This is a genomic window from Tanticharoenia sakaeratensis NBRC 103193, assembly GCF_000963885.1.
Classification (GTDB): Bacteria; Pseudomonadota; Alphaproteobacteria; order Acetobacterales; family Acetobacteraceae; genus Tanticharoenia; species Tanticharoenia sakaeratensis.
Window position 1 is genome coordinate 1 of sequence record NZ_BALE01000036.1, and the last position, 17,178, is coordinate 17,178.

Genomic DNA, 17,178 nt, shown 5'->3' on the forward strand with positions numbered 1-17,178 from the left:
CGCGGCCCGCGGCGGCCGCGCCGCGCGCCCGGGCGGCGCAACGCCGCCGAAGCCGTTTGCCCCGATCCTGCTGCGGGCAGCAGGATCGGCCGGGAGCCGAAAATCCGCCTGGCTCCCGATCAGGGGCGCGGCCTCTGGCGTTCATCTCAAAAAAATCCGGGGGATGGTTATCCCCCGGATCCAATTCAGTTCAGGGCGCTGCTCCTTACTGGCCGGTTGCCGCCACCAGCATTCCGGTCAGACGCTGTGCGAAGCCCGCCGCATCCGGCAGCGGCTCGCCGTCCTGAACCCGTGCAATGTCGAGAAGGACATGCGCGAAATCGGCAACGCTTTCGCCACGCGCCTGTCGGGCCGCGAGATCACGGATCAGCGGGTGACGCGGATTGAGCTCGAGAATGGGCGGCATGCTCGGCATGGCCTGCCCGCTACGCCGCATCAGGCGCTGCATCGCAAGGTCGGGACCGCCTTCGCTGGTCAGCACGACCGCGCTCTGCTTCAGGCGCACGGTCGAACGGACATCGGCCACCGTATCGCCAAGCGCTTCCTTCAGCGCCGGGATCAGGCCTGCCAGATCCGTGGCTTCCCCGTCTTCCTCGGGTGCTTCGAACTTCTCGAGGTCACCATGGGCCTGCGCCACGGCCTTCAGGGTCTTGTCCTGATAGGAGTGCAGACGCTCGGGCCAGAAGCTGTCCACCGGATCGGACAGAAGGAGGACCTCGATCCCGCGCGCACGGAAACCCTCGAGCTGCGGCGAGGCCATGAGCGCTTCGTGGTTGTCGCCCGTCAGGTAATAGATGGATTCCTGTTCGGGCTTCATCCGGCCGATATAGGCGTCCAGCGTCGTCAGCCCCTCACCGTGGGTCGAGCGGAAGCGTGCAAAGCCCGCGATTTCCTGACGATGCTCGCTGTCTTCCCAGATGCCTTCCTTCACGACCGGGCCGAAATTCTCCCAGAAGCCGTCGAAGCCCGTATCGGCCTCGCCTTCGGCGACCGGCTTCGCCCGGTTCCGGATCTCGCTCACGACGCGCTTGGTCACTGCCTTGCGGATCCGTGCCAGGACCGGCGTCGACTGCAGCATCTCACGCGAGACGTTCAGCGGCAGGTCCTCGGTATCGACCACGCCCTGAACGAAGCGGAGCCATGCCGGAAGCAGGTTTGCTTCGTCGGTGATGAACATCCGCCGGACATGGAGATGGATCTTGCTCTCGCGCGACTGTTCCATGAAGTCGAACGGACGCGCGCCCGGCACGAACAGAAGGGCCGCGAACTCCGTCGTTCCTTCGGCACGCCAGTGCAGCGTCGCGTAAGGCGTGTCGAACGCATGGGCGACGTGGTGGTAGAAATCCGTGTACTGCTCTTCGGTGATTTCGGATTTCGGCTTGAGCCAGAGTGCAGTGCCCTCGTTCGCGACCTTGTCCTCGGTGTTTCCGTCCTCGGACTTCTCGCGCATCGTGATCGGCCAGGCGATGTGATCGGCCCATTTCCGCACGATCGACTTCAGGCGCCAGCTGTCGAGGAATTCGTCCGCGTCCGACTTGATGTGCAGGATGATGTCCGTGCCCGGCGTCTCGCGGGTCGCGGGCGACAGCGTGTAGGCGCCCTTGCCGTCCGAAGACCATTCCCAGGCCTCGTCGGTTCCCGGCTTGCGCGAGATGACCTCGACCTTGTCCGCAACCATGAACGCCGCATAGAAGCCGACGCCGAACTGACCGATCAGGCTCGGGCGGTCCTCGGGCTTGGCGGCATCCAGCTTCTGGCCGAAGGCACGGGTACCGGAACGCGCGATCGTGCCGAGATTGCTGGCCAGTTCCTCGCGGCTCATGCCGGCGCCATCGTCGGAGATGGTCAGCAGGCGTGCATCCTTGTCGGGCACGATGCGGATGCCGGCCTTTTCCGGCAGCGCGAGGGCGGCATCGGTCAGCGCCTCGAAACGGCGCTTGTCGGTCGCATCCGCCGCGTTGGCGACGAGTTCGCGCAGGAAGATCTCACGCTCGGAGTAGAGGGCGTGGACGACGAGGTCGAGCAGGCGCCCGACCTCCGCACTGAATTCATGTTGCTCGGCACCCGTTTTCGGCGCGTCGGCGGTCTCGCTCATGGTCTGGTCGACTCCCTTGTGACGTCGGTTCAGCCGCGCCCACAGGCACGCGGCTGTCAGCGACTGATATGCGCAAAGAAGTCGCCCATTTCAACCAAGCGGGACCATGACCGCGCGACGGATCAGACGAACATGCCGCCCGAAACCTCGATCCGCTGGCCGTTGATCCAGCGGTTGTCCTCCGACAGCAACGACGCGATCATCGGCCCGATATCGTCCGGCACGCCTGCGCGACCAAGGGCCGTGACGCTGCGCACCATGTCGTTCAGCGGCTTGTTGTCGCGTACCGCGCCGCCGCCGAAATCCGTCTCGATTGCGCCAGGCGCCACTGTATTGACGGCAATTCCCCGCGCGCCCAGTTCCTTGGCAAGATAGCGGGTCAGGACCTCGATCGCGCCCTTCATGCTGGCGTAGGCCGAGAAACCCGGCAACGCGAACCGCGCGAGCCCGCTCGACAGGTTCACGATGCGGCCGCCATCGGCGATTACGGGAAGCAACGCCTGGGTCAGGAAGAACACGCCCTTGAAATGGACCTGCATCAGTCTGTCGAACTCGTCTTCCGTCACGTCCGCAAACGGCTTGTTGAGCCCGTGGCCTGCGTTGTTGATGAGATAGTCGATCCGGTCGCGGCCGAAATTCGCCTGCAACACCGCCTGCAGTTCGTTCACGAACGCCGGGAATGACGATACCACGCCCGTATCGAGTGCCAGCGCCGCTGCCTGTCCGCCCTTCCCGACGATCTGCGCAACCGTCCTGTCGGCCGCCTCCTTGTCGGCGCGATAGGTGATGATGGTGCTCACCCCACGGGCCCCGAGCGCCAGCGCCGTTGCCGCACCGAGGCCGCGGCTGCCGCCTGTGACAAGTGCGATCTTCCGGGTGTTGTCCGTCATGACATCCTCCTTCGTCTGCAGTGGATAACGGGAACGATAGGCGCCGGTGGCGCGGGCTTCCTGCTTGTCTCGCGCCAAAACCTGCCTATTCTTCTCATTCATGCTGACGGTAGCTCCCGCTCTCGGACGTCTCGACCTCGCGCGCCATTACGGCACGGCCGACGCGGCAGGCATCGTTGCGACCCCGATTCCGGGTCTCAAGCTCATGCGTGCATCGTCCGATCAGGGCATCCTGTCGACCGTGTACCAGCCTCTGATCTGCATCGTGTTCCAGGGTGAAAAGCGGGTCTCGACCCAAGCCCGCACCTATGCGTTTCCAAGCGGCCATGCCCTGATCGTCTCCGGGGATATCCCCGTCACGTCCCGGATCGTCGAGGCGACGCCGGCGCGGCCCTATGTGTCGGCCGCCCTCACGCTCGACCTAGCGCTGCTTCAGGAACTCGAAACGACGCGTCCGCCCGTTTCCCGGCTCGCCGGCGCGGAAGACAGCGGCCCGATCGCGATCGGGCCTGCGGATCCGGATGTGCTGTCCTGTTTCGATCGCTTGCTCGGACTTCTGGAGCGCACCAGCGCAATCGATGCGGTCGCACCGGGCATTGTCCGCGAACTGCATTACTGGCTCCTGTCCGGTCCGCACGGTCCGCGACTGCGCGCACTCGGGCGCCCGGACAGCCATGCCCGGCGCATCGCCCGCGTGACGGCGCTGCTGCGGGCACGTTTCGCGGAGAATTTGCCCGGACAGGTGCTCGCGGACACCGCCGGCATGAGCCTTGCCGCCTTTCACCGTCATTTCCGGGCAGCGACCGGCCGCTCTCCCCTGCAGTTCCAGAAGCATCTGCGCCTTCTGGAGGCGCGACGCCTGATGCAGGCCGAAGGCGCACGCGTGACCCATGCGGCGCTGGCCGTCGGCTACGAGAGCCCGTCCCATTTCACGCGCGACTACACACGCCTGTTCGCAGCGCCGCCCAGGATCGACCGGGTTTCGCCCTGAAACTGTCATATGGCGAGCGTAAGCGCAGGTTCCGCTCGGTCACCGGGACAGCGGCCTGATCGCGACATCAGGCCGCTTTGCGAAGGCGTTCGGTTACGTCTGCCTCCCCGCGTTACAGTACGGCCACAATCAGGACACACGCGTTAACGTCATGTCGTCGCCTCCGAGACCGAAGGCGCGATCATGACCACCCAGACCTCCCAACCCGCTTCAGCGGTCCACTTCCTGCACATCCCGAAGACCGCCGGCACCTCGGTGACCGAATGGCTGGTCCAGCATGTCGGAGGCGACAGGATGTGCCCGGCCAAGAACTGGGACCAACTGGTGAATGCCGCAGCCACGCGGGACCTGTCGCGGGACCGGCTGTTCTGCGGCCATTACGGCTGGGGTCTGGACGATTTCCTCGGACGCAGGCTGATTACGATCACGGTCCTGCGGGATCCGGTAGCGCGGACCTACTCGCATTATCGGCACGTCGTGCGCGACACGTCGCATCCCTGTCACGTCAACGTCCGGCACCAGTCGTTCGGCGCGTTCCTGCGCGATCCGGCCAACCTGCCGATGATCGAGAATTTTCAGGCGCGTTATTTCGTGCGTTCGCCGCTGGATGCCCGGGCCTATGTCGGGCATCTGGATCCCGATCCGGCCAAGCTGAACATGCTCTCGACGACGACCGAAGCAGCCCGCGCGCTGCTGGACCGGCGCTTCGTGCATGACATGGCGCTAAGGGCCATTGCGGAAATCGACGTTCTGGGCGTCACGTCCGATATCGGCGGCTTTCTCGCGGCCGTCTCGCGCAGGCTCGGCCTGGCGTCGGAGGCCGCCCGTGACGTTCCATACGTCAACACGGCCTCCGCTCAGAGCAGCGACGCAGCGCTCCCGATTGCCGACGACGATGTCGCCCTGATCCGGTCACTGACCGAGATCGATCATGTCTTGTACGACATCGCCATGGCCCACGCGAACACCGCAGCCTGAGACGACCGGCACCCGGACGGGTGCCGGTCGTCACCACGCATCTCAGGCGTGCTCAAGTTCCTGGCTGGTGGGCGCGGATCCGGTCGGATGGCGCACCGTGCCCGCACGTTTCGCGCGAACGCCCTCCGCCCAGCTCGGATCGGCCTTGGCAAACAAGGCGAGCTGGCGTTCGACGATCTCGTCCGAAACGCCTTCCATTGCCGCCGCGATATTGGCGAAGAAGCGCGTGCGCTGGGCTTCGTCGAACATGCGGTAGAGCGCGCGCGGTTGTGCGAAATCGTCCCCGTCACTGCGATGTTCGTAAATCGCGGCGTCGCCCGAAATGCGCAGCGGCGGCTCGCCCGTTTCACGAGCTTCGACCGGACCGCCGAACGAATTGGGCTCGTAATAGGCATCGCCCGCAGAAGGGGTGTCGAAACGCATCGGCCCGTCCTGATGATACGTGCGCGCCGGGACATGCGGACGATTGACCGGCAGCGCCTCGTAATGCGTACCCACGCGATAGCGATGCGCGTCAGCGTAGGCGAACAGGCGTCCCTGCAGCATCTTGTCCGGTGAGAAACCGATCCCCGGCACGACGTTGGAGGGCGAGAACGAGGCCTGCTCGATCTCCGCGAAATAATGCGCCGGATTGCGGTTCAGCTCCATGACGCCGACTTCGTGCAACGGGAAGTCGCCATGGGGCCATACCTTGGTCACGTCGAACGGATTGAATCCGATGCGTTCGGCATCTTCTTCCGGCATGACCTGGATGAACAGGGTCCAGCGCGGAAAAGCACCCCTCTCGATCGCGTTGTACAGATCGGCCTGCGAAGACTCGCGATCCTGCGCGATAACCGCGTTGCCCTCGTCGTTCGTCCAGAACCGATGACCCTGCTGCGTCTTGAAATGGAACTTGATCCAGAAGCGCTCGCCCTTGTCGTTCCACATAGAGAACGTATGGCTCCCGTATCCGTTCATGAAGCGATAGCCCTGCGGCAGGCCCCGATCCGAGAACAGGATGGCGACCTGATGCAGGCTTTCGGGGCTCAGCGACCAGAAATCCCACATGGCGGTGGCGCTGCGCATGTTGGTGCGGGGATGGCGCTTCTGCGTGTGAATGAAATCGGGGAACTTCATCGGATCACGCACGAAAAAGACGGGCGTGTTGTTGCCGACCAGATCCCAGTTGCCCTGATCGGTATAGAATTTCAGGGCAAAGCCGCGCACGTCGCGCTCGGCGTCGGCCGCGCCGCGCTCGCCCGCCACGGTCGAAAACCGGGCCAGCATCGGGGTCGTCTTGCCGATTTCGCCGAAGATCGACGCCCGCGTGAAGCGTGTGATGTCGTGGGTCACGGTAAACGTGCCGAAGGCGCCTGAGCCCTTGGCGTGCACAGTCCGCTCGGGAATCCGCTCGCGGTTCTGGTGCGCCAGCTTTTCCAGGAGCTGGTAGTTTTCCAGCAGGAGCGGCCCTCGCTGACCCGCGCTGCGGCTGTCCTGATTGGAAACCCATGGGGCTCCGGCGGTCGTGGTCATCGTCTCGGCCATGTCAAACACTCCTGCATCTGGTCGGCGGATGCATTTACGGTCAGCTCCTGCAGAAGGTGAAACCGAACCTTCCAATGGCCATGATCGGCGTTTCCGATCAGGCGCGGGCGGGATGAACGGTCTGGTATGTATCGCGTTGGCGAGACATACTTGGACATAATTTTCGGGACGGAGGCGTATATGGGCCACAGACAACGCATCGCGGTGGCGATGTTGGCGCTCGCTCTCGCGGGATGCGAATCGAGACAGCAGATGGTTGGCAACACGGAAGACCATCTGCTCGCCGCTGGATTTCAGGACGAGCCTGCGAACACGGCGCAGCGCCATGCCCTCCTGATGCGTCTGCCGCAGCATAAATTCCTGCGCCGCGTTCACGGCCAGACCGTGAAATACGTTTATTCCGATCCGACGGTATGCGGTTGCCTGTATGTCGGCAGCGAGCAGGCTTTCGGGCGGTATCAGCAATATCGTCAGCAGCAGGCTCTGGCCGACGAACAGCAGGAAACCGCGATGGATTACAGCGATCCGAACTGGGACTGGGGTCCGTGGGGTCCGGGTTTCGGACCCGGCTTTGGCTATGGTCCGGGGATCGGGTGGTAACGGCCTGAAGCGGTCGGGCCTGACGGGCCGTGAGACGGTCGCGGATATGAGGCGCGGCTTCGAAACCTGCGCCAAGGACGGATCGGGCGCGTGACCCGCCGCTTGACGGACTTTTGTTTTCCCCGGGGTGTTTTCTCGGAGGGCGTTTCCCCGGCACGCCCTCCGGGAAGCGGTCTTCGGGCGGACCCGGACCATGCCCGGACACATACCGGGATCGATCACGACGGGCCGGCGGAGGGTCGTTCCCGACGGTGGCGCGCCTTTACCTTGCAGCGCTCAGAGCAGGCGCGCGAATTTCAGGAACACCCACGTCACCACGATGAAGACGAAACAGACGACACCCGCTTCCACCGTGCCATAGCGCCCGCCGGAGAGGAACATGCCGCCTGTGTTCATGCCGAAGAAGCCGGTGACGACGGTCGCCGGCAGCATCAGGGTCGTGGCGACCGAGACGATGTAGAGCCGACGGTTCGTCTCTTCCGCCTGGCTGGAGGCCAGTTCGTCCTGCAGGGACCGGCCGCGATCCTGCAGCGCGATCAGGTCGTCCAGCGCGGCATGGACCTGTCGTTCGGCACGATTGCGCAATTCCTCTTCCGCCCAGTCGGGCATATCGAGATCCTCGTCGCGCAGGACGCGATCGATCGGGGTCATGACACGGCGCAATTCGGTCGCACGTCTGCGCACCTTGCCCACGATGCCGCTGAGATGGCCGAGATCGGCCCGGCTCTCGATCAGCAGCAGGGCATCCTCAGCGCGATCCAGTTCGTCGTCGAGCTGGCTGATCTGCCGGCGCACGCTGTCGGTGAATTCACGCAACGCACGATCCACGACCCCCGCCGGACCATCGGGCAACGCGCCGGGGCGCAGGCTGCGGTATGCCGCGCCGAGCGCCGGAATGGGGTTGCGCCGCGTGGTGATGAGCAGGTCCGGCGTCATGGCGAAACGCCAGGCGCAGATCGCACGATCGTCCTCGATCGCCTGATCGTCGAAAGCGGGCAACGCGCCCCAGACCAGATCGCCTTCCGCCTCCAGAAGGGCAGCATAATCGGTTTCGGCCAGCATCTGGCCGACGTCGCGTGGCAGGCAGCTCAGCGTTGCGATCTGCGATCGCGCCGCGCTGTGTACGGTATCGAAATGAAGCCATGCCCAGCCGGGATGCTGCTGCGGGCGCCCTTCCAGGCAGTCCGCAATATCGTCCGCATCCAGCGGGGCCGGCTCCTGCCCCGCCACCAGACGCACGGCCCATACGAGCCCGTTCGCAAGGCCCGGATGCGCGATCGCGGCAGCCGGATCACGGGTCTGGATATACGGCTCGAGCAGCCGGAGCGCCGGGGATGGACCCCGGGCGGAGGTGGTGTCGTTGGACATGGCGCATGATCGCTTCACATGGTCGCATCGCAGGGCCTGCCCGGACGCATTGAAGGCCGCCGCCTGTGTCGCATGGCGCATCCGCCGGGGCAACCACCAGATCGGCCGGTCATGGCCGGGCAACTGTCAGGCCATATGGGCGTTGTCATCTGCGGTTGCTCGCAACACGTCATTCCATCGAGGTATCATTCATGCGTAATTCGTTTAAGGCCATGTTATTCATCTGTGCAGCATTCGGTGCGGGTACACATGCATATGCGCAGGCCGTCAGCGCGCCGAGCTCGGACGAGCCCCAGACGGCCGACAAGGCGGTCGGCAAGATGAAGGGTTCGCAAAACGGCAAGCCGATCAACAACAACCAGTCCTGGCCGAACCTGAAGCGCGACCAGCCGGACCAGGGCGCACCCGCGGCGCCGAAGAACATGACGACGACGGGTGAAGTGTCCGACAAGGTGCCGCAGTCGCAGAAGAACCCGACAAGCCTTGGCCGCAGCAGCCACCACGGCAAGCACGCGAAGAACACGGCCAACCCGCCGTCCTGATCGGTTCCGCAGGCGCTTCGCTCGCGAGGGCGAAGTGCCGCAAGGTTGGCGCATGGCGCAGCTTCGCTTAAGACGGGCCCGGTAACTGACGCAGCGACGCAGGATCTGGGCACCCATGACCGACACTGACTACAAGGTACGCGACATCTCCCTGGCCGGATGGGGCCGCAAGGAGATTTCCATCGCCGAAGGCGAAATGCCGGGGCTGATGGCTCTTCGCGAGGAATACGGCGACAGCCGTCCTCTGGCAGGCGCGCGGATCGCCGGCTGCCTGCATATGACCATCCAGACCGCCGTCCTGATCGAGACGCTGACGCATCTGGGCGCAACCGTGCGCTGGTCGTCGTGCAACATCTTCTCGACGCAGGATCAGGCCGCGGCCGCCATCGCGGCGACGGGCGTCCCCGTGTTCGCATGGAAGGGCCTGTCGGAAGACGAGTTTTGGTGGTGCATCGAGCAGACCGTGAAGGGTCCGGACGGCTGGACGCCGAACATGATCCTTGATGACGGCGGCGACCTGACCGTGCTCATGCACGACAAGTATCCCGAGCTTCTGAAGGATGTGCGCGGCCTCTCCGAAGAGACCACGACGGGCGTCCATCGTCTGTGGGAGATGGAGCGCAAGGGCACGCTCAAGGTGCCTGCGATCAACGTCAACGACAGCGTGACGAAGTCGAAGTTCGACAACCTCTACGGTTGCCGCGAGAGCCTCGTGGACGCCATCCGCCGCGGCACCGACGTCATGATGGCCGGCAAGGTCGCGGTCGTTGCAGGCTATGGCGACGTGGGCAAGGGTTCGGCCGCTTCCCTGCGCAACGCGGGCTGCCGCGTTCTGGTGACCGAAGCCGACCCGATCTGCGCGCTGCAGGCGGCGATGGAAGGCTACGAGGTCGTCACCATGGAAGGCGCGGCTCCTCGCGGCGACATCTTCGTGACCTGCACCGGCAACGTGGACGTCATCACCCTCGAGCACATGCGCGAGATGAAGCACCGTGCGATCGTCTGCAACATCGGGCACTTCGACAGCGAGATCCAGATCGGCGCCCTGCGCAACTACAAGTGGGACAACATCAAGCCGCAGGTCGACGAGGTCGAATTCCCGGACGGCAAGCGCATCATCGTGCTGTCCGAAGGCCGTCTCGTGAACCTCGGCAATGCGACAGGCCATCCGTCCTTCGTCATGTCCGCGTCGTTCACGAACCAGACGCTGGCGCAGATCGAGCTGTGGACCGCCAAGCCCGGCCAGTATGAGAACAAGGTCTATACGCTGCCGAAGACGCTCGACGAGAAGGTCGCGGCACTGCACCTTGCGAAAGTTGGCGCAGTTTTAACGCAGATGTCGCAGCAACAGGCCGACTATATCGGCGTTCCTGTCAACGGGCCGTTCAAGCACGATCTCTATCGTTACTGATCGGCGTAACCCCGGCCGGGTCCTTGCAGGAACCGGCCCCGTTATTAAGGATCGCATACCATGAGCATTTTCGGCACGATCCTGTCGAAGATCTTCCACCATGCCGACGCCGCACCTGCGGCTGCATCCGGCACCGCGGCGGCTACTCCGGCCGCTGCTCCCACTACGGCGGCTCCGGCCGCGGCCCCTGCTGCTTCCGGCACGCCTTCGGCGCCGGTCGACGTCGATGCAGTGTTGAGCGGGCTGGCCACGAAGTCCGGCCAGCCCCTGAACTACAAGACGTCGATCGTCGATCTGCTGAAGCTGCTCGGCCTCGACAGCTCGCTCGATGCCCGCAAGCAACTGGCCGGCGAACTGCATTACAGCGGCAGCACGGACGACACGGCCACGATGAACGTCTGGCTCATCAAGCAGGTCTATGCCGAACTCGCCAAGAACGGCGGCAAGGTCCCGGCGGACTGGACGCACTGACCGTGCGATGGCGCGCCCGTCACAGGCGCGCCACTTCCACCGGTCATCCGGTGACTTTTTTTCCCGGTCGATAGCTCCCGATCAGGCAGCCAGACGGCGCCTGATGGCTTCCAGAATGTCACCTTCCTCCACGCGCGGCGCGCAATAGAGCGCGGGTGCACGCGGCGCATCCGGATAAAGCGCCTCGTATTCGTGCGCATTGTGGAACATGCCCCGGCTGTCATCGTCGAGGAACGTTTCAGTGGCAGCACCTTCAGCGAAGATGATGTCGTGGCTGTCCAGCTCGACATGGATATAGTCGACATGCTCGACCGCACGCTGTTGCACGATGGTCTGTCCGTTGACGAGCGCCAGGGCCGGAACAAGCACACCGCCCAGATACATTGCATGCAGGGGTGACACCACGAGGTCCCGGACGGGAAGCCTCCTCCCTAGTGCGCCAGCCTTGATCAGAACCGGCAGGATATCCGTTCGTCCCGCGATGAAGCGCCCGTCATAGCTGCGCCGGCCGATCCAGCGAATGGGACGCTGCCGCCCATCGTGCGTCGTGACGCGATCGCCGATTGCCAGCGATTCCACCGGCCGGTCGCCTTGCCCGGTTCGGATCATCGTCCCCGGACAGAAGCATGGCGTGCCGTCACCGACGATCTCTGCACCGCCCTGCCCGTCCGACTGCAGCGTGAAGTAGTCTTCCGTATAGCTGCCGGAGAATGTGACGCTTTCGGTCACTGTACCGTTCGTCACGGTCACCAGGACATCGCTGCCGGACGTGACCTGGGACAGGGTCGCCGAACCGGTCATGGCGACCAGATCGATGGCATCGCCCACGCCAAAACCCGCGACGACCGCGCCGATCCCGGTGCCCGCGGTCGACGGTGCGACATCCTGCTGAAGGGTTCCGGCTCCCTCGAAGGTCAACGTGCCGGTCACGGCGGCCTTCGGCGACTGAAGGTCGAGCACGCCGCTTTGGGTCAGGATGGTGCCTGACGCCACGGCGTTCCCGTCGATGCTCAGGGTGCCGCCGGCAACCGTTACATTATCGGCTTCCGTTCCCTTGATCGACAGGCTCAGGACGCCACCCTGCAACACCGTTTCACTCCTGACGGACGCACCTGACGTTGCCAGGGTCTGCGTGCCGTAGATCTGATCGCCGGTCGCCGATCCGGTGAGCGTTTCAGCGCCGCCCGCCGAGATCACCGAACCGCTGTCGAGCCCTGCGACGGCAGCCGTGCCACCGGACAGGATCGTGGCGGCCTGCAGGGTTCCGCCCGCTTCCACCGTCACCGACTGACCGCTGGAAACCATGGCGCCCGACAGGATCGAACCGCTGGAAACAACCGTTGCCGTGCTGCTGGATGTTGCGGACGCCGTCGACAATGCGACCCCGCCGCTGCCGTCCGACGCCAGCGCGAGGGACGAGCCGATCGTCTCGCCTTCGAACACGAAGCTCTGCGAGACGGAGCCGCTCGTGATCGTCACGACGGTATCTGATCCGCTGACCGCGGTGCTGAACGTCGCGCCCGTGCCGATGGCCGTGTCGTCAATCAGGTCGCCGGTGCCGAAGCCGGATATGACCGCCTGATCGCCATAGCCGCTGCTGGAGATATCCTCGACCAGAAGCGTGCCCTTCCCGGAAAAGGTCACGGCACCGGACAGCGTGGCTTTCGGTGATTCGAGCGCGATCGTGCCACCGCTCAGGATCGTGGTGTCCGTTGCTGCGGCATTGCCGTTGATGGCGAGCACGCCCCCGTTGTTGAGCGTGATCCCGCTGGCCGTGGCTCCCTTGATGGCAAGCGTGATGCTGCCGCCGTTCGTGACGGTCTCGTCGGACACCGATGCACCGGCAGCGCTGACGACCTGCGCACCCTGTATCGCCACACCGCTTGCCGACCCGAGCACCAGTTCGGTCGCGCCATGCGCCAGAGCGCCACCGCTTGCGATTCCGCCCGCCTCGATCGTGCCGCTCGTCCCGGACTCGAGAACGGCGCCCTGCACGAGGGCACCGGACTGCACGTCCAGCGAACCGCCGCTTGCGATATCGAGGCCGCTGCTCACGACACCCGAGGCCACCGTGACGGCACTGCCGGCGCTACTGTCACCCGGTGCGAAGGCGACGCCGCGAATATTCGTGTCGGCAGCGGCGGTGACCAGTGTCGTGAAGGTCTCGTCGCTGGGTGCTGTCGTCGCGTTGAGATCGTCGGTGATGCCATAGAGATAGGTCTGGTCGAGATCGCCTACGGTCGCATTGGTGGCATAGAGCTCGACCGTATCGCCCACGACCTTGCCTGTCAGGCTGATCAGGCCCGTCGTTCCCGAGCTGGCCGAGTTCGACACGAGGTTCAGGCCGGTGGACAGGGTGTAATCGAGGTGCCACGCGCCATCGACGTAACTCCATTTCTGCAATCCGCCGTCGCCGGTCCCGCCACCTTTGGGATTGCCGGAATCCGCCACATACAGCGTCGTCGCGTTCGCGAAGAAATACGCCTCCGGGCTGAGATTGACGGTCTGGCCGACGCTTGCGGCATTCACCGTGTTTTCCTGCGCCGCCGACAACGTGACCGTGCCTGCGATGTTGGGGAGCACTTCCGCCGTCGTCCGGGAGACGGGCAGCACCGTGCCGTAGGTGCCGATATTGGAGGTGCCGTCGGATCCGCCCTGCGTGCTGTCGCGTGACACATAGAGCTGGCCGTTGACGATCTCGACTTCACGGGCATCCGTGCTCGTGTCGATCGCGGTCGCCGTATTGGCGCCGTCACTGACTTCGAACACACCCTGCGTGTCGTCACCCTTCACACCCTGCCCTGCAATGTAGAAGCTGGTGCCATCCACGGTTGCGACACTGCGGATATTGTTGGTGTTGAACACGCCATAAACCGTCGTGCTGGTGTCGACGGTTCCATCATAGGAGACATCGGCAATCACGCGCGGGACCGCGGTATATTGCGTGCCGGTCAGGCTTGTGGACTGCGCGAGGCGTGCGTCTCCGTAAACCGCAGCACCCCCTGCGTTGTATGTCGCGGCGTTGATGCCGTAGCCGCCAATGACGAGCGACTTGCCGTCTGCGGACAGTTCGAGCGCGCCTTCCGACGATGACCCGTATTCGCCGGAAATCGCATATTCGGTGGTGCCGTCGACCGTCGTGGTGGTCTGCGGCAGGACCATCTCCCCGACCGACTGACCGTCCGTCGTGATCTCTTCGAGCGTGATCGGCGAGGCCTGGTTGTCGGTGTATGTGCCGCTGTCGTCCCCGTCGCCCACGATGCTGATGACGAGGTCGCCTTCCGTGAAGGCGTTCAGCGAAGACGACATGGACAATACCTGCACCTGTTGCAATTCGTGCAGGCTCTAGACCCAGGCCTCCCGCCTGAAACGTGAAGTTATTATGACGGCACCGGATTTTCTCAGAAAAACCCTGTCGGATCATTGATCGCCCGGTTTTCCGACAGCGCGATGATGGGGCGGATCACGCGGATCAGCCACCAGACACCAACGAGTGCAAACAGCAGGAAACCGACAAGCAGGACGCACAGGACCAGTGCGACCAGCGACAGGCCGATCCCGATCCAGAACGAGCGGATCGCATAGGTCAGGTGGCTTTCGTAGATCGTGCCGGCGGCATCAGCTCGCTTGATATAGGCGATGATGACGGCGGCAACGCCCGTGAACCCGGTGACGAACGTGGCCGCATGCAGGATATGGACGGCCCAGACCCAGGTTTTCAGATCCGGTCCGCTGGCTGGTCCCTGCCCGTTGAAAGGCAACGGGTCACGTCCGTTCTCGCGTCCGAAAAACTGTTCAGCCATGACACCCGCTCCGCTTCGGTTCCTTTTCGTAACGTAACACGAAACCGATCGTCAAACCGATCGTCCAGGCGATGGTCAGGGGAGCTTGCGCTTGGCAGCCCACGGATCGATTTCCGGCTGGGCCGGCGGCCCGGAATCGACGACGGCCACCAGATCGCCCGCGATCGGCGACGGCGTACGCCCTTTCGGCAGCAGGGCCGCGAAGCGCGGATCGTAGCTTGCGGCCTGCTCGTACAGAACATCGATCAGGCCGTGGCGATCCATGAATGTGTTCATGGTGGCGGGGATGCGGATGCAGCCTTCCGACGCCGGATGGCCCAGACGCCAGGCGAGGAACTGGGGGTCCGTCGCGTGGATCTCAAGGCGGATCTGACCGGTCTCGCCACGCGGGATCCAGCCTTTCTCGGCCGTCTGCCATCCCATGTCCCAGACGCGCATGCCTTTCACGCCGATGCCGCGAATGCCGTTCTGGTTTTTGGTGCCTTCCGCCCGATACCCCAGACGATCGGTGTTGTTCGGAAAGACGCCCGTCGGCGTGATGTAATCGTATTTGCGCGCGGTCATGCCCGTGGAGACATGTGTCCCGCCCAGCGCCTGCCACGGCGTGTCATCGGGAAAGGCCAGCACGAAGCACAGCTCCTGCACGCGCGGGTTGCGGTCCACGACCATGACGAGCTGCGGACGATCGATCACCGTATGGCTCTCGTCGATCGCCTGCCGGGCCAGTTTGATGAAGCGCGCCTGCACGGCCGGGGTATAGTGCATGAAGCCTACGACATCGCGACGCATCGCGGCTGTCAGGAGGGCTGCATCCTCGCGCGCCTTGGCAACGCTCTCGACCGGAAGCGGCGGGATCTGGACCGGAGGCGCGAAAGCGGCTGGCGCGGGCGTGACGGCGCCAGCCCCGGAATCGGGCGTTCCCGGTGCGGTCGGCACCGTGGTCGGCACCATGGGTGCGGGAGCCGGAGGCGCTGATGCCCTTGGGGGCGCCGGAACCGGCGGGGGCAGTGTCGGCGGCGTTACGTCGGTCGGACCGGCCGATGCGCAGCCGGCATTGATGCCGAGCATCACCAGACATGCGGCGGCGCGCCTGCCGACGGGGCGCTTCACGAGATCAGACATGCAGGGCGCGGCCCGACACCGCGAGCGCTGCCTCCCGTATGGCTTCCGACAGCGTCGGGTGGGCATGGCACAGAAGCCCGATATCTTCGGCGGATGCCCTGAACGACAACGCGAGAGCGGCTTCGGCGATCATGTCGCCCGCATCGGGTGCCACGATATGCACCCCGAGAATGCGATCGGTCTCGGCGCAGGCGAGGATCTTCACAAATCCTTCCGTCGCGAGCATCGCCCGGGCTCGCGCATTGGCCGTCAGGGGAAACTGGCCGACGCGATAGGCTGTCCCGTCCGCCTTGAGCCGATCCTCCGTCGCCCCCACGCTCGCCACTTCCGGCGCGGTGTAGATCACGCTCGGTACCAGATCGTAGTCCACATGGCCCGGCTTTCCGGCCAGACGGTCGGCCAGCGCGATCCCGTCGTCCTCCGCCTTGTGCGCGAGCATCGGCCCCGCGATCACGTCGCCGATCGCGAATATGCCCGGCCGGGTCGTCTGGAATCCGGCATCAACCTCGATCCGTCCGCGCGCATCCCGTGCGATCCCGATCGCATCCAGACCGAGACCGTCGACAAACGGCGCCCGTCCGATCGCAACCAGCGCCACGTCGCAGTCGAGCACGACCGTCTCGCCGCCGCCGACCGGCTCCGCCGTCAGACGCACGCCATCCGCGCCGCGCTCCGCACCTGTGACCTTGTGCCCCAGCCGGAATGCGATGCCCTGTTTCTGCAACGAGCGCTGCAGCAGCCGGACCGCGCCGGAATCGAGCTCTGCCGCAATCCGGTCCGCATATTCCACGACCGTGACCTGAGAGCCGAGGCGCTGCCAGACGCTGCCGAGTTCCAGACCAATCACCCCGCCGCCGATGACCACGAGCCGCTCGGGAACCTTGTCCAGCGCAAGCGCCCCGGTCGAGGAGACGACCTGCTGCTCGTCGATGTCGAGCCCGGGCAGCGAGACCGGCGCGCTTCCCGTCGCGATGGCAACATGGCGGGCCGCGACGACTTCGCCATCGACGCGCACCGCCCCATCGGCGTCAAAGGCAGCCGATCCCGTCAGGCGCGTGATGTGATGCTTGCGAAACAGGTAATCGACGCCGCGCACCGTGTCGGCGACCGTGCGGTCCTTGTGCGCCATCATGCCCGGCAGATCGAGGCGCACGCCGTCGCACGCGATCCCCAGCTTCGACAGCGTGCCGCCCGTGGCTTCCGCATAGCGTTCGGAAGCGTGCAGCAGCGCCTTTGACGGAATGCAGCCGACATTGAGGCACGTGCCGCCGAGGGTCGGACGCCGGTCGACGCAGGCGACGGAGAGACCATTCTGGGCCGCGCGGATCGCACAGACGTAGCCTGCGGGGCCACCGCCAATGACGAGCAGGTCGAACATGC

14 protein-coding genes are annotated in these 17,178 nt (G+C 64.8%); 6 read left to right on the forward strand and 8 right to left on the reverse strand.

The genetic code is table 11. The features are described 5' to 3' along the window. Window positions 1–205 precede the first annotated feature (205 nt). Together htpG and B8446_RS11520 are read right to left on the reverse strand one after the other, a co-directional pair. A complete protein-coding gene (gene htpG, locus B8446_RS11515) occupies window positions 206–2,095 on the reverse strand; it encodes a molecular chaperone HtpG (RefSeq protein WP_048849760.1) in 1,890 nt (629 codons plus the stop codon). A gap of 122 nt (window positions 2,096–2,217) precedes the next feature. Next, window positions 2,218–3,087, reverse strand: coding sequence for an SDR family NAD(P)-dependent oxidoreductase (locus B8446_RS11520; RefSeq protein WP_456316201.1), 870 nt, complete (start codon window positions 3,085–3,087; stop codon window positions 2,218–2,220). Here B8446_RS11520 and B8446_RS11525 point away from each other — a divergent pair. Both B8446_RS11525 and B8446_RS11530 read left to right on the forward strand, forming a co-directional pair. Continuing rightward, window positions 3,086–3,976 (forward strand): AraC family transcriptional regulator, encoded by an 891-nt coding sequence (locus tag B8446_RS11525; protein ID WP_048849762.1) that lies wholly within the window; start codon window positions 3,086–3,088, stop codon window positions 3,974–3,976. The two genes, B8446_RS11520 and B8446_RS11525, sit on opposite strands and share 2 nt — an antisense overlap. Window positions 3,977–4,159: 183 nt before the next feature. Then, complete coding sequence (locus B8446_RS11530) at window positions 4,160–4,954, forward strand: sulfotransferase family 2 domain-containing protein (protein WP_048849765.1); 795 nt, start codon at window positions 4,160–4,162, stop codon at window positions 4,952–4,954. Between the two features lie 42 nt (window positions 4,955–4,996). Here the strand turns inward: B8446_RS11530 and B8446_RS11535 are convergent, their stop codons facing one another. Beyond that, window positions 4,997–6,481, reverse strand: coding sequence for a catalase (locus tag B8446_RS11535; RefSeq protein WP_048849766.1), 1,485 nt, complete (start codon window positions 6,479–6,481; stop codon window positions 4,997–4,999). Window positions 6,482–6,661: 180 nt separating this feature from the next. On the opposite strand from B8446_RS11535, the gene B8446_RS11540 reads away from it, so the two are divergent. After that, a complete protein-coding gene (locus tag B8446_RS11540) occupies window positions 6,662–7,081 on the forward strand; it encodes a hypothetical protein (protein ID WP_048849801.1) in 420 nt (139 codons plus the stop codon). Between the two features lie 276 nt (window positions 7,082–7,357). Here B8446_RS11540 and B8446_RS11545 read toward each other — a convergent pair whose 3' ends face one another. Further along, on the reverse strand, window positions 7,358–8,449 hold the full coding sequence (locus tag B8446_RS11545) for a CorA family divalent cation transporter (RefSeq protein ID WP_084712298.1): 1,092 nt from the start codon (window positions 8,447–8,449) through the stop codon (window positions 7,358–7,360). A gap of 191 nt (window positions 8,450–8,640) precedes the next feature. Between B8446_RS11545 and B8446_RS11550 the strand changes: the two genes are divergently transcribed. The 3 genes from B8446_RS11550 (at window position 8,641) to B8446_RS11560 (ending at window position 10,873) form a co-directional block, all read left to right on the forward strand. Continuing rightward, window positions 8,641–8,991: a hypothetical protein gene (locus B8446_RS11550; RefSeq protein ID WP_148505970.1), complete on the forward strand. Its 351-nt coding sequence runs from the start codon at window positions 8,641–8,643 to the stop codon at window positions 8,989–8,991. 115 nt (window positions 8,992–9,106) lie between these two features. Continuing rightward, entirely contained in the window at window positions 9,107–10,402 is a 1,296-nt protein-coding gene (gene ahcY / locus B8446_RS11555) for an adenosylhomocysteinase (protein ID WP_048849771.1), read from the forward strand. Window positions 10,403–10,462: 60 nt separating this feature from the next. After that, on the forward strand, window positions 10,463–10,873 hold the full coding sequence (locus tag B8446_RS11560; protein ID WP_048849773.1) for a DUF3597 domain-containing protein: 411 nt from the start codon (window positions 10,463–10,465) through the stop codon (window positions 10,871–10,873). A gap of 81 nt (window positions 10,874–10,954) precedes the next feature. Here B8446_RS11560 and B8446_RS11565 read toward each other — a convergent pair whose 3' ends face one another. The 4 genes from B8446_RS11565 to lpdA form a co-directional block, all read right to left on the reverse strand. Next, window positions 10,955–14,182 carry a Hint domain-containing protein gene (locus B8446_RS11565; RefSeq protein ID WP_053053841.1) on the reverse strand — a complete coding sequence of 1,076 codons (3,228 nt, stop codon included), beginning with the start codon at window positions 14,180–14,182 and terminating at the stop codon, window positions 10,955–10,957. 92 nt (window positions 14,183–14,274) lie between these two features. After that, the gene (locus B8446_RS11570; protein WP_048849774.1) at window positions 14,275–14,676 is read right to left on the reverse strand and encodes a DUF4870 family protein; all 402 of its coding nucleotides are present in this window, start codon (window positions 14,674–14,676) and stop codon (window positions 14,275–14,277) included. 75 nt (window positions 14,677–14,751) lie between these two features. Then, window positions 14,752–15,798, reverse strand: a complete 1,047-nt coding sequence (locus B8446_RS11575; RefSeq protein ID WP_053053843.1) for a hypothetical protein — start codon at window positions 15,796–15,798, stop codon at window positions 14,752–14,754. Further along, window positions 15,791–17,176 carry a dihydrolipoyl dehydrogenase gene (gene lpdA / locus B8446_RS11580; RefSeq protein ID WP_048849776.1) on the reverse strand — a complete coding sequence of 462 codons (1,386 nt, stop codon included), beginning with the start codon at window positions 17,174–17,176 and terminating at the stop codon, window positions 15,791–15,793. The genes B8446_RS11575 and lpdA overlap by 8 nt, the downstream gene beginning before the upstream one ends. Window positions 17,177–17,178: the final 2 nt, after the last annotated feature.

Bases quoted from the DNA above. Each gene is read 5' to 3' on its own strand.
- B8446_RS11570 (WP_048849774.1), bottom strand. From the start codon at position 14,676: ATGGCTGAACAGTTTTTCGGACGCGAGAACGGACGTGACCCGTTGCCT.
- B8446_RS11550 (WP_148505970.1), top strand. From the start codon at position 8,641: ATGCGTAATTCGTTTAAGGCCATGTTATTCATCTGTGCAGCATTCGGT.
- lpdA (WP_048849776.1), bottom strand. From the start codon at position 17,176: ATGTTCGACCTGCTCGTCATTGGCGGTGGCCCCGCAGGCTACGTCTGT.
- B8446_RS11525 (WP_048849762.1), top strand. From the start codon at position 3,086: ATGCTGACGGTAGCTCCCGCTCTCGGACGTCTCGACCTCGCGCGCCAT.
- B8446_RS11530 (WP_048849765.1), top strand. From the start codon at position 4,160: ATGACCACCCAGACCTCCCAACCCGCTTCAGCGGTCCACTTCCTGCAC.
- htpG (WP_048849760.1), bottom strand. From the start codon at position 2,095: ATGAGCGAGACCGCCGACGCGCCGAAAACGGGTGCCGAGCAACATGAA.
- B8446_RS11535 (WP_048849766.1), bottom strand. From the start codon at position 6,481: ATGGCCGAGACGATGACCACGACCGCCGGAGCCCCATGGGTTTCCAAT.
- B8446_RS11560 (WP_048849773.1), top strand. From the start codon at position 10,463: ATGAGCATTTTCGGCACGATCCTGTCGAAGATCTTCCACCATGCCGAC.
- B8446_RS11540 (WP_048849801.1), top strand. From the start codon at position 6,662: ATGGGCCACAGACAACGCATCGCGGTGGCGATGTTGGCGCTCGCTCTC.
- ahcY (WP_048849771.1), top strand. From the start codon at position 9,107: ATGACCGACACTGACTACAAGGTACGCGACATCTCCCTGGCCGGATGG.
- B8446_RS11575 (WP_053053843.1), bottom strand. From the start codon at position 15,798: ATGTCTGATCTCGTGAAGCGCCCCGTCGGCAGGCGCGCCGCCGCATGT.
- B8446_RS11565 (WP_053053841.1), bottom strand. From the start codon at position 14,182: ATGTCGTCTTCGCTGAACGCCTTCACGGAAGGCGACCTCGTCATCAGC.
- B8446_RS11520 (WP_456316201.1), bottom strand. From the start codon at position 3,087: ATGAATGAGAAGAATAGGCAGGTTTTGGCGCGAGACAAGCAGGAAGCC.
- B8446_RS11545 (WP_084712298.1), bottom strand. From the start codon at position 8,449: ATGTCCAACGACACCACCTCCGCCCGGGGTCCATCCCCGGCGCTCCGG.